This is a genomic window from Streptomyces sp. NPDC059003 (genome assembly GCF_042740445.1).
GTDB lineage: Bacteria > Actinomycetota > Actinomycetes > Streptomycetales > Streptomycetaceae > Streptomyces.
The window spans coordinates 1-11,524 of the sequence record NZ_JBHYJH010000229.1 but is presented as its reverse complement, the minus strand read 5'-3'; the positions used below and the strand labels follow the sequence as shown (position 1 = coordinate 11,524).

11 protein-coding genes and 1 tRNA gene are annotated in these 11,524 nt (G+C 72.3%); 6 read left to right on the top strand and 6 right to left on the bottom strand.

Annotated features, from left to right (window positions below; translation table 11 throughout):
* Positions 1–144: 144 nt before the first annotated feature.
* Positions 145–218, bottom strand: a tRNA-Pro gene (locus ACFWZ5_RS41245).
* A gap of 109 nt (positions 219–327) precedes the next feature.
* Complete coding sequence (locus ACFWZ5_RS41240; RefSeq protein WP_384806874.1) at positions 328–1,263, bottom strand: metallophosphoesterase; 936 nt, start codon at positions 1,261–1,263, stop codon at positions 328–330.
* 121 nt (positions 1,264–1,384) lie between these two features.
* Between ACFWZ5_RS41240 and ACFWZ5_RS41235 the strand changes: the two genes are divergently transcribed.
* Positions 1,385–1,852 (top strand): GatB/YqeY domain-containing protein, encoded by a 468-nt coding sequence (locus tag ACFWZ5_RS41235; protein ID WP_384806876.1) that lies wholly within the window; start codon positions 1,385–1,387, stop codon positions 1,850–1,852.
* Between the two features lie 106 nt (positions 1,853–1,958).
* Here the strand turns inward: ACFWZ5_RS41235 and ACFWZ5_RS41230 are convergent, their stop codons facing one another.
* Entirely contained in the window at positions 1,959–4,247 is a 2,289-nt protein-coding gene (locus tag ACFWZ5_RS41230; RefSeq protein WP_384805583.1) for a transglycosylase domain-containing protein, read from the bottom strand.
* Between the two features lie 407 nt (positions 4,248–4,654).
* Between ACFWZ5_RS41230 and ACFWZ5_RS41225 the strand changes: the two genes are divergently transcribed.
* The gene (locus ACFWZ5_RS41225) at positions 4,655–4,999 is read left to right on the top strand and encodes a WhiB family transcriptional regulator (protein ID WP_030782081.1); all 345 of its coding nucleotides are present in this window, start codon (positions 4,655–4,657) and stop codon (positions 4,997–4,999) included.
* A gap of 62 nt (positions 5,000–5,061) precedes the next feature.
* Here ACFWZ5_RS41225 and ACFWZ5_RS41220 read toward each other — a convergent pair whose 3' ends face one another.
* Both ACFWZ5_RS41220 and ACFWZ5_RS41215 read right to left on the bottom strand, forming a co-directional pair.
* Positions 5,062–6,411 (bottom strand): ArsA-related P-loop ATPase, encoded by a 1,350-nt coding sequence (locus tag ACFWZ5_RS41220; RefSeq protein WP_384805581.1) that lies wholly within the window; start codon positions 6,409–6,411, stop codon positions 5,062–5,064.
* 70 nt (positions 6,412–6,481) lie between these two features.
* Positions 6,482–7,453, bottom strand: coding sequence for an ArsA-related P-loop ATPase (locus tag ACFWZ5_RS41215; RefSeq protein WP_384805579.1), 972 nt, complete (start codon positions 7,451–7,453; stop codon positions 6,482–6,484).
* An 82-nt stretch (positions 7,454–7,535) separates the two neighbouring features.
* Between ACFWZ5_RS41215 and ACFWZ5_RS41210 the strand changes: the two genes are divergently transcribed.
* The 4 genes from ACFWZ5_RS41210 to ACFWZ5_RS41195 all read left to right on the top strand — a co-directional run bounded on the left by ACFWZ5_RS41210 (position 7,536) and on the right by ACFWZ5_RS41195 (position 10,526).
* Entirely contained in the window at positions 7,536–7,697 is a 162-nt protein-coding gene (locus tag ACFWZ5_RS41210; protein ID WP_003975360.1) for a DUF4177 domain-containing protein, read from the top strand.
* Complete coding sequence (locus tag ACFWZ5_RS41205; protein WP_384805577.1) at positions 7,694–8,164, top strand: RidA family protein; 471 nt, start codon at positions 7,694–7,696, stop codon at positions 8,162–8,164. Before ACFWZ5_RS41210 ends, ACFWZ5_RS41205 begins: the two co-directional genes overlap by 4 nt.
* A 555-nt stretch (positions 8,165–8,719) precedes the next feature.
* On the top strand, positions 8,720–9,589 hold the full coding sequence (locus tag ACFWZ5_RS41200) for an NUDIX hydrolase (RefSeq protein WP_384806598.1): 870 nt from the start codon (positions 8,720–8,722) through the stop codon (positions 9,587–9,589).
* A 106-nt stretch (positions 9,590–9,695) separates the two neighbouring features.
* Complete coding sequence (locus ACFWZ5_RS41195) at positions 9,696–10,526, top strand: MBL fold metallo-hydrolase (protein WP_384806600.1); 831 nt, start codon at positions 9,696–9,698, stop codon at positions 10,524–10,526.
* Here ACFWZ5_RS41195 and ACFWZ5_RS41190 read toward each other — a convergent pair.
* Complete coding sequence (locus ACFWZ5_RS41190) at positions 10,523–11,365, bottom strand: nucleotidyltransferase domain-containing protein (protein WP_384806602.1); 843 nt, start codon at positions 11,363–11,365, stop codon at positions 10,523–10,525. The genes ACFWZ5_RS41195 and ACFWZ5_RS41190 overlap by 4 nt on opposite strands.
* Positions 11,366–11,524 lie beyond the last annotated feature (159 nt).

Here is an 11,524-nt window from a genome sequence, read left to right as displayed (position 1 = left end):
CCCCGGGAGCGGCCGACGTCATGAAGCCACCGAAGCCACTGAAGTGGCCCACGTCACCTGGGTCACCCGCGGCGCGCACACCGCACCGGACAACGCGTCAGGCCCGGTTCCCATTTCTGGAAACCGGGCCTGATCTTTCAGCTGTCGGGGTGGCGGGATTTGAACCCACGACCTCTTCGTCCCGAACGAAGCGCGCTGCCAAGCTGCGCCACACCCCGATGTCGATGCTCCGCGATCTGTCAGCTCTGCTGCGCAGGTCGCGGCGACATCGATTACTTTAGCGGACCGGCGGCCGGAGACGAAATCCGGTTTTCCGGGGGGTGCGGGTCAGGCCCGGGCGGGGCGTTCCGTGAGGGTCAGGAGGGTGGCCTCCGGCAGGCAGGCGAAGCGGAACGGGGTGTAGCGGCTGGCGCCGCAGCCCGCGGAGACGTGGAGGTAGGAGGTGTGGCCCCCGGCCTCGTGCGTGGAGAGGCCCTTCACGCGGTCCGTGTCCAGGTCGCAGTTGGTGACGAGCGCCCCGTAGAAGGGGATGCAGAGCTGGCCGCCGTGGGTGTGGCCGGCGAGGACCAGGGGGTAGCCGTCGGCCGTGAAGGCGTCCAGGCTGCGCAGGTAGGGGGCGTGCACGATGCCCATGGAGAAGTCCGCGGCCCGGTCGGGGCCGCCCGCCACCTCCGCGTACCGGTCCCGCTTGATGTGCGGGTCGTCGACGCCGGTCAGGCCGATCTCGTAGCCGTCGATCTTGAGGGCGCCGCGGGTGTTGGTCAGGTTGACCCACCCTGCCGCGTCGAAGCCGTCGCGCAGGTCCTCCCACGGGTTGTGGACGGCGCCCACGACGGGCTTGTTGCCGTTCAGACCGTGGCGGCCCTGGGCCTTCTCCAGCAAGTAGCGGGCGGGGTTGCGCAGTCGCGGGCCGTAGTAGTCGTTCGAGCCGAAGACGTACGCCCCGGGGAACTGCATCAGCGGGCCGAGCGAGTCCAGGACCTCGGGGACGCCCTCGGGGTCGGAGAGGTTGTCGCCCGTGTTGACCACGAAGTCGGGGCGCAGGCCCGCGAGCGAGCGCAGCCAGCGCTGCTTCTTGCGCTGTCCGGACACCATGTGGATGTCGGAGACCTGCAGCACGCGCAGCGGCCGCATCCCTGGCGGCAGTACGGGGACCGTCACCCGCCTGAGCCGGAAGAGGCGGGTCTCGATGCCCGCCGAGTAGGCGATACCGGCCGCGGCCGTCGCCGTGATTCCCAGAGGTACTGCGTATCGCGCGCGCATGCCTCCATCGTGTCAGACCCCGTAACCCCCGCGGACGGCCCCGTGGCATCCCGGTGGCCGCCCGGCGGCCGCCCCGGAAATGAAGGCGCCGTCCGCGCGGTCCACCTGCCACAATTGCCCCATGACCACGCTCAAGTCGAAGCTCAAGGACGATCTCAACGCCGCGATCAAGGGGCGTGACGAGCTGCGCTCCTCGACGCTCCGGATGACCCTCGCCGCCCTCACGAACGAAGAGGTCGCGGGCAAGGAGAAGCGCGAGCTCTCCGACGACGAGGTGCAGAAGGTGATCACCCGCGAGGCGAAGAAGCGCCGCGAGGCCGCCGAGGCCTTCGAGAAGGGCGGCCGGGCCGAGCAGGCCGAGCGCGAGAAGGCGGAGGGCGAGATCCTCGCCGCGTACCTGCCCCAGCAGCTCTCGGACGACGAGCTCGCGGCGGTCGTCGCGGAGGCCGTCGCCGAGGCGAAGGCCGCGGGCGCGGAGGGGCCGCGGGCCATGGGCCAGGTCATGAAGATCGTGAACCCGAAGGTCGCGGGCCGGGCCGAGGGCGGCCGCGTCGCCGCGGCGGTGAAGAAGCAGCTCGCGGGCGGCTGAGCCCGCTTCCTGCGCGTACGCCGATGGGGGCGTCCCCCGGGTCCGGTGAGTCCGGCTCGGGGGACGCCCCCATCAACGTACGTACGCAGCGAGGGCCGCGCGGGCCTCAGTCGCGGTCGCGATCGCGGTCGCGCCCCCGACCGCCGCCCCATCCGCCGCCGTTGTCGTTGCCGCCGATGACGTCCGGCCACGGATCCCGGCCGCCGCCGTTGCCGCCGTTGTCACCGCCGCCGTCGCCGCGGCCGTCGCCCGGCTTGCCGTCGTCGCCCCCGCCGGTCCCGCCGCCGTCCCCGGTCCCGTCGCCGTCGCCGTCACCGCGGTCGTGGTCCCGGCCGCCGGGGAGGTGGACGGTGTTGAACGAGGGCGCGGGCTTGCCCGCAAGCGCTCCGCTCATCGCGTCGCGCCAGATCGGGCCCGGCACCTCGCCACCGAAGACCTTGCCGTAGCCGCGGCCGCCGATGGAGATGTCGATCATCTTGCGCTCGTGGGCGGGGTCGCCGACCCAGACCGCGCCGGACATGTTCGGCGTGTAGCCCGCGAACCAGGCCGCGTACCGGAAGTCCGTCGTACCGGTCTTGCCCGCGCTCGCCCGGGAGCCGAGGCCCGCCTGCTGGCCCGTGCCGTCCTCGACGACGCCCTTCAGGAGCGTGTTGACCGTGTCGGCGGTCTGCTCCGACATCGCGCGCGAGCACTTCGACTTCGGCACCGGCAGGGACTTCCCCGCGACTGTCCTGATCGACTCGATGGCGACGGGCGTGCAGTACGTGCCGCGCGCGGCGAACGTCGCGTACGCGCTGGCCATCGTCAGCGGCGACACCTCCTGCGTGCCGAGCGCGATCGACGGCGCCTGGTCCATCGGCTTGCCGTTGGCGCGCTCGACGCCCATCTTCTTGGCCATCTCCGTGACCGGGCAGATGCCGATGTCGCCGATCATCTGCACGAAGTAGGTGTTGACCGACTTCGCGGTCGCCTCCCGCAGGCGATAGGGGCCGACCTCCGACTCGTTCTCGTTGGTGAGCTTCGCGGGCCGGTTGGGGTCGTTCCGCCATGCCTTGCCGTCACAGGTCGCGACCCGGTCCGGGTACGGCATCTCGTACGGCGCCGAGTACCGCTTGCCGGGGGACATGCCCCCCTCCAGGGCGGCCGCGGCGACGATCGGCTTGAACGTCGAACCGGGCTGGTAGCCCGCGCCGCCGCCCATCGCGTCGTCCACCGACAGATTGATCTCGGTCTCGTTCTTGCCGTAGCCGAAGGGGCGGGACTGGCCCATGCCGAGGATCTTGCCGGTGCCCGGCTCGACGATGGTCGCGGCGGTCGCGACGTCGTCGGTCTGGTAGACGTGATCCTTTATCGAGTCCTGCACCGATTCCTGCGTCTGCGGGTCGAGCGTGGTCCTGATCCGCAGCCCGCCGCGGTTCCACAGCTTGGCGCGGGCCTCCTTGGTCCTGCCGAAGGCCGGGTCGCTCTTGAAGACCTTCTCGACGTACTTGCAGAAGAACCCGGCGCCCTTCACGGCGGTGATGCAGCCGTTCTTGGGGCGGCTCACGTCTAGGCCGAGCGGGGTCCGCTTGGCGCGGTCGGCCTCGGCCTGCGAGATGTCGCGGGTCTCGGCCATGCGCTGGAGCACGACGTTGCGCCGCTGCTTGGCCTCCGTCGCGTCGTTCACCGGGTCGTAGCGGCTCGGGGACTGCACGATGCCCGCGAGCAGCGCCGCCTCCTGGAGCTTCAGGTCCTTGGCGTGCTTGGAGAAGTACCGCTGGGACGCCGCCTCGACGCCGTACGCCGCCTGACCGAAGTACGTGATGTTCAGGTAGTTCTGGAGGATCCGCTTCTTGCCCAGCTCCTCCTCGACCTGGATCGCGTACTTCAGCTCGCGGATCTTGCGGCCGATGGTCTGCTGGGTGGCCTCGGCGACCTTCGCGGGGTCGTCGCCCGCCTCCTCGACGAAGACGTTCTTCACGTACTGCTGCGTGAGCGTGGAGGCGCCCTGCGACACGCCGCCGCTCTGCGCGTTCTGGTTCACGGCGCGCAGGATGCCCTTGAGGTCGACCGCGCCGTGCTCGTAGAAGCGCGAGTCCTCGATCGCGACGAGGGCCTTCTGCACGTACGGGGAGATGCGGTTCAGCGGGACCACCGTGCGGTCGCGCGAGTAGACCGTGGCGATCGGGCCGCCCGCGGAGTCCAGGATCGTCGTGCGCTGGCTCAGCGGCGGCTGCTTCAGGTTGGCCGGAAGCTCGTCGAAACCCTCGACCGAGCCCTTGGCCGCGAGCCCGAGCGCCCCCACGGCGGGCAGCGCGATCCCCGCGAGCACCGCGCCCGCGAGCACACTGACGCCCAGGAACTTGGCGGCCTGCTGCGCAGGGGACAGACCACCGCCCGATCGCTTGTTTCCCATGGGGGGCAGCCTACGTTCTGATTCGCCGGACAGGCGTATATGCCTTGGCCTAAGCTGCTCTCAACTGTCACAGCAGTGTGGTCCCGCACCAAACCGCCGCCCAGACGCCCGCCGCTCCCGAATCCGGCCGGTTCCCGGCGGATATCTGTCCGAATCCGCCTCATGCGTCGTCTCGCGTCCGCTGTGACCCAACTGAACTGCCCGCATTTGCCGGGTTGGTGACGAATGTCGCCAGCTCACTCCGTCGGGTGATCTGCCGCTTACGCATAGTCCGTTCGGGCCATTCAAGATTGGGCCCGAAGGGGGTGTTGCGCTGTGCCCACCTTCCGTAACGTCCTCAACTGGCGGCGGTGAATATGCCGCTGCCGCCGTGGGGGAGCCTCGATTCGGGAGAGGACGGCGCCGGTATGGGCTGGGTAACCGACTGGAGTGCGCAGGCCGCCTGCCGCACTACCGATCCGGATGAACTGTTCGTACAAGGAGCAGCGCAGAACAGGGCCAAGGCGGTGTGCACCGGCTGCCCGGTGCGGACCGAGTGCCTCGCGGACGCGCTGGACAATCGCGTCGAGTTCGGCGTGTGGGGCGGCATGACCGAGCGGGAGCGGCGCGCACTGCTGCGCAGGCGCCCCACGGTCACCTCATGGCGCCGGCTCCTTGAGACAGCGCGCTCCGAGTACGAGCGCGGCGCGGGCCTGCTGCCCGTGGACTTGGAGGACGAGGAGACGTACGAGAGCTACGCGGCCGTGGGCTGACCCCTGACCCCACCACCACTTCCGGGCGTGGGCGCCCTGAGCGGAGCTGTGCTCGGACCCGCTCAGGCGGCCCCCGCCGGGCCGCTCGTGCCGTCCGCCGCCGCAAGCCGGTCGCCGATGGCGCGCAGGCCCGCCAGGTCGTGCACGTCCCCCGGCAGCGCGGGCACCTCGGCCACCGCCACTTCGGGGTGGAGCGCGGTGAAGCGGTCACGCGTGTGCCGCTCACGGTCGATCAGGCGCATCCGCTCCGCGTGCAGCCGCAGCAGCCCCGCCGTCAGGCCGTCCACGGACGTCCCGTCCACGGGTGTCCCGTCGACGGAACGGGGGGTGCCGGTGGACTCGGAATCGCCCTCGATGTCGTCTGAGCCGTCGGAGCCGTCTGTGTTGTGCGAACTGTCGGGAGCCTCAGGAGAGTTGGGAGCCTCTGAGGAGCTACGCACTCCAATCTTCCCGTCCTCCTGATCCACAATGCGGCGCTCCTCAAGATTTTCCGCCGCCGCGAGCGCCCGCTCCGCCGACAGGTCGTCCGCGCCGCTGCCGTGCACCCGGTTCAGTACGAGGCCCGCGAGGGGCATGTCGTCCGCGGCGAGCCGCTCCACGAAGTACGCCGCCTCCCGCAGCGCGTCCCGCTCCGGCGACGCCACCACAAGGAACGCCGTGCCCGGCGCCTGAAGCAGCCGGTACGTGGCGTCCGCGCGCTTGCGGAAGCCGCCGAACATCGTGTCCATCGCCGCCACGAACGTCTGCACGTCCCGGAGCAGCTGCCCCCCGAGCAGCTTGCCGAGGGCGCCCGTCATCATCGACATCCCGACGTTCAGGAACTTCATCCCCGCCCGGCCGCCGACCTTCGCGGGGGCCATGAGCAGCCGGATCAACTTCCCGTCCAGGAACGAGCCGAGCCGCTTGGGGGCGTCGAGGAAGTCGAGCGCCGAGCGCGACGGCGGGGTGTCCACGACGATGAGGTCCCACTCGTCGCGCGAGCGCAGCTGGCCCAGCTTCTCCATCGCCATGTACTCCTGCGTGCCGGCGAAGCCCGCGGAGAGCGACTGGTAGAAGGGGTTGTCGAGGATCGCCTTCGCGCGCTCGGCGTCCGCGTGCGCCTCGACGATCTCGTCGAAGGTGCGCTTCATGTCGAGCATCATGGCGCACAGCTCGCCCTCGCCCTTGATGTCCTCCACGCGCCGCGGCACGTTGTCGAGCGAGTCGATCCCCATGGACTGCGCCAGCCTGCGTGCCGGGTCGATCGTCAACACGACGACGGACCGCCCGCGTTCGGCGGCGCGCAGGCCGAGCGCGGCCGCCGTCGTGGTCTTGCCCACGCCCCCGGAGCCGCAGCACACCACGATGCGGGTCTTCGGGTCGTCGAGCAGCGCGTCGACGTCGAGCGGTTCACGTGCCGGATCGAGACTCATGGCGTCCTTGATGTCCTTGGCTTCGGCTTCCGCGATGTCCTTGGCCGCCGCGAGAGGGTGGGGGCCGCCGTCACGACACGCCCTGCCGCCGCAGCTCCGCGGCGAGCTCGTACAGGCCCCCCAGGTCCAACCCGTCGGCGAGCAGCGGCAGTTCGTGCAGGGGCAGGCCGAGGTCCGCGAGGACGGCGCGCTGGGCGCCCTCCAGGGCGTGCCGCTCGGCGTACTCGGCGGCCTGGTCGAGGAGCGGGTCGACGAGCCGCTCGGCGCCGCGGGCCCCGCCGAGGCCGGCGGCCGACAGGGACGCGGCGAGCTCCGCGCGCGGCGCCCGGCCGAGGCCCAGGTCGAGGGCGGCCTCGTCGAGCAGCGCCGGGCGCACCATGTTCACGAGGACCCGGCCCACCGGGAGCCGTGCGGCGCGCAGCTCGGCGATCCCGTCGACGGTCTCCTGAACGGGCATCTCCTCGAGCAGGCTCACCAAGTGCACCGCCGTCTCGGACGACTTGAGGACCCGCATGACGGCCTGCGCCTGATTGTGTATCGGCCCGATCTTCGCGAGCCCCGCGACCTCGTCGTTCACGTTCAGGAACCGGGTGATGCGGCCCGTGGGCGGCGCGTCCATGACCACGCAGTCGTACGCGTACCGCCCCCGCTTGTCCTTGCGGCGCACGGCCTCGCAGGCCTTGCCGGTGAGGAGCACGTCGCGCAGGCCCGGCGCGATCGTGGTCGCGAAGTCCACGGCGCCGAGCTTCTTCAGGGCCCGGCCCGCGCTGCCCAGCTTGTAGAACATCTGGAGGTAGTCCAGGAGGGCCAGCTCCGGGTCGATGGCGAGCGCGTACACCTCCCCGCCGCCCGGGGCGACCGCGATCTTCCGCTCCTCGTACGGAAGCGCTTCCGTCTCGAAGAGCTGGGCGATGCCCTGTCTGCCCTCGACCTCCACGAGGAGGGTGCGTCTGCCCTCGGTCGCGAGGGCGAGCGCGAGGGCCGCGGCGACCGTGGTCTTGCCGGTACCGCCCTTGCCGCTGACGACCTGGAGCCTGCTCACACCTTCGAGCCTAACCAGTCCCCTCGCGGGCTACGCATGAGGCTGCCCGTAGCGGGCCGGTCCCAGGCATTACAGTCGCCGTATGACCAAGTGGGAATACGCAACGGTGCCGCTGCTCGTCCATGCCACGAAGCAGATCCTGGACACCTGGGGCGAGGACGGCTGGGAGCTCGTCCAGGTCGTCCCGGGCCCGAACAACCCGGAGCAGCTGGTGGCCTACCTGAAGCGCGAGAAGCAGGCATGAGCGGGGCTGTCGAGGCGAAGCTGGCGGAGCTCGGGCACACGCTGCCCGAGGTCGTCCCGCCGCTCGCGGCGTACCAGCCCGCCGTGCGGTCCGGGGTGTACGTGTACACGGCCGGCCAGCTGCCCATGGTGGACGGCAAGCTGCCCGTCACCGGCAAGGTCGGCGCGGAGGTCACGCCTGAGGAGGCCAAGGACCTCGCCCGCACGTGCGCGCTCAACGCCCTCGCGGCCGTCAAGTCCGTCGCGGGTGACCTGGACCGGATCGCCCGGGTCGTGAAGGTCACCGGCTTCGTGGCCTCGGCCCCCGACTTCACCGGTCAGCCCGGCGTGCTCAACGGTGCCAGCGAGTTGCTCGGTGCCGTGCTGGGCGACGCGGGTGTGCATGCCCGCAGTGCGGTGGGCGTCGCGGTGCTTCCGCTGGACGCGCCGGTGGAGGTCGAGATCCAGGTCGAGCTGACCCAGCCGTAGCGCGCGACGCGGCTTCCCGTCACAGGCCGTCGGGTGACCCTTCCCGAGGGGGCGCCCCTGACGGGACTTCCCCACCCGCCCGCCCGTTTCCACCCCCACGCGAGGCGAACGCCCCCGGTGGGGGTCACCCACCACCGGCGGCTGCGGGCTAGCGCCGCTACCGCGGCGACTACCTTTCCCACCCGCCCGCCCGTGCCCCCCTCCCAGTGGGGGCTGACCACCATCGGCGTCTGCAGGGGCCGGGCGGGAAGCCCCCGCCGCGATACCGGCGAGGCAACAACGACAACCGGCAGCCGCCGACGCCGCTCGGCCCCTACTGGAGGCGCCCACCCCGCGTGGGGGTGGAAACGGGCGGGCGGGTGGGAGAGAAGTCGCCGCGGTAGCGGCGGTGACCCGCGGGCGCCGACGGCGGTCGGCCCCCACTGGGGTCGTTCACCCTGCGTGGGGGTGGAAACGGGCGGGCGGGTGGGAGAGGGGCCGGCCGGGGAAGAACGGCCCGCGTCAACCGTAAAAGCGGCCCTCGAACATCCGCACAGCACCAGATAGCCTCCGCCCATGGCAAATGGGCAGTGGTACCCCCCGGAGTGGCCCGACCGCATCCGCGCCCTCGCGTCCGGCGAGCTGACCCCGGCTCCCCCACGCCCCGCGGCGACGGTCATGCTCCTGCGCGACACCCCAACCGCGGCCCCGGAAGTCCACATGCTGCGCCGCCGCACGTCGATGCCGTTCGCGGCGGGCGCCTACGCCTACCCGGGCGGCGGCGTCGACCCCCGCGACGACGAGCACCACGTCCGCTGGGCGGGCCCGCCCCGCTCGGCGTGGGCCGCCCGCCTGGGCCTCGGCGAGTCCGCCGCCCAGGCGATGGTCTGCGCCGCCGTACGGGAGACGTACGAGGAAGCCGGGGTGCTGCTCGCGGGCCGCACCCCGGACAGCGTCGTCGGCGACACCACGGGCGACGACTGGGAGGCCGACCGCGCGGCCCTGGTGGCCCGCGACCTGTCCTTCGCCGAGTTCCTCGACCGCCGGGACCTGGTGCTGCGCAGCGACCTCCTGGGCGCGTGGACCCGCTGGATCACCCCGGAGTTCGAGCCGCGGCGGTACGACACGTTCTTCTTCGTCGCGGCGCTCCCGGCGGGCCAGCGCACCCGTAACGCCTCCACGGAGGCCGACAGGACCGTCTGGATCGAGCCCGCGCGGGCCGCCGCCCGCTACGACGCCGGTGAGCTCCTGATGATGCCGCCCACCATCGCGACGCTGCGCCAGCTGTCGCCGTACGCCACGGCCGCCGCCGCCCTCGCCGCCGCCCCCGACCGGGACCTGACCCCCGTACTCGCCCAGGCGCGGCTGGAGGACGGCGAGTTGGTCCTGACCTGGCCGGGCCACGACGAGTTCACGAAGCACATCCCGACCGGCGGCGCGGCCTGACGCCGTACCACCGGCAGCGCACCCCCACCGGGGGACAGCCGCACGACCACGACCACGACCACGACCACGCAAGCCGCCACCCGCCCCCGACGGGAGTCACGTCCGCATGACAAACGCAGCCGCCCTGCCCGGCCAGCCCCGGGGCGGGGTCCTCAGCGGCCCCGCCACCACCCGGGCGGTCAACGTCCTGGCCCCCAACCCGTCCGCGATGACCCTGGACGGCACCAACACCTGGATCGTCTCGGAGCCGGGCTCGGGGCTCGCGGTGGTCATCGACCCGGGCCCCCTGGACGAGACCCACCTCGCGCGCGTCATCGAGACCGTCGAGCGGGCGGACGCGCGCGTGGCGCTCACCCTGCTCACGCACGGGCACCCCGACCACGCCGACGGAGCCGCCCGGTTCGCCGAGCTGACCGGCAGCAACGTCCGCGCCCTCGACCCGGCGCTGCGCCTGGGCGACGAGGGGCTCGCCGCCGGTGACGTGATCACGACCGGCGGCCTGGAGATGCGCGTCGTACCGACCCCCGGCCACACCGCCGACTCGCTCTGCTTCCACCTCCCGGCGGACCGGGCGGTCCTGACGGGCGACACGATCCTGGGCCGCGGCACGACGGTCGTCGCGCACCCGGACGGCCGCCTGGGCGACTACCTGGACTCGCTGCGCCGCCTGCGCTCGCTGACGGTCGACGACGGCGTGCACACGGTCCTGCCGGGCCACGGCCCGGTCCTCGAGGACGCCCAGGGCGCGGTCGAGTACTACCTGGCCCACCGCGCCAACCGCCTGGCCCAGGTCGAGACGGCGGTCGAGAACGGGTACGTGACGCCGTCCGACGTGGTCGCGCACGTGTACGCGGACGTGGACCGCTCCCTGTGGCCCGCGGCGGAGCTTTCGGTACGGGCACAGCTGGACTACCTCAAGGAACACGGCCTGATCTAGGACCTGTCCGATGGGTGGGCCCGGCCCTGCGGCCGGGGCGCCTTGACCCCGTGGACGGCCGCGTACTCCCCGACGAGCCACTCCCCGAACCCGTCCACGAGCTCGCGCAGCGCTCCCGCGTCGCCGACGGGCTCGTACGCCATGTCGACCGCGGCCCGCGCCCGCCCGGCCCACTCGGGGTAGTACTGCCCGAACGCCTCCGCCATCTCCGTCAGATCGCTGGTCCAGCCGCCCCACCGGGGCATGACGAGCGTGAACCCGGTGCGGACGAGGCGCCGCGCGGCGACCCGGCACAGCGCGCGGAGGCGGGCCTCGTCACCGGCCGCGGCGGCGGCCTGTTCGCGCCAGCGGGGCAGGACCAGGGCGAGGTCGCCGTTGGTCTCGCGGGCGAGCAGCGTGTCGGGCCGGTAGCGGGGGAGGAATTCGGCCAGGTCCTCGCCGAGGAGGGGCGTGCACAGGCAGGCGACGAACCACCCGAGGTCGTACGTCTCGAGCTCGCTGAGGACCCGCTCCCGGCTCTCCAGGAGGATGCCGACCCCGTCGACCTCCGCGAACCCGCCGTCCACGGCGGCGGCGACGGCGTCCGCGTCGGCGCGGTCGGCCGCGGTCGGCTCCGCGCGCAGGACGAGGAGGAGGTCGAGGTCGGAGCGCCCGGCGCGCGCGGTGCCGCGGGGCACGGAGCCGTACAGGTACGCGCTGTCGAGCCGCTTCCCGAAGACGTCCGCGACCTGGTCGCGCGCCGCGGCGACGACGGGCCGGAAGCCGTCCTGGATCCGCCCGAGCGCCCCCTCACGCGCGATGTACCCCTGGCTGTCGAGCCCACGGCTGACGGTAGTCATGGGGCCACTGTGCAGGGTGGCACCTCATGGGGCACGCCTTTGTGACGCGAAGGCACCTTGTGGCGCTGTACGGGAATGGGGCCGCCCGCCGCAGAGGGCGGCCCCCGTACCGTACAGAAACAGCCTAAGCGCGACCGCTTGGCCACCCGCGCGACGTCC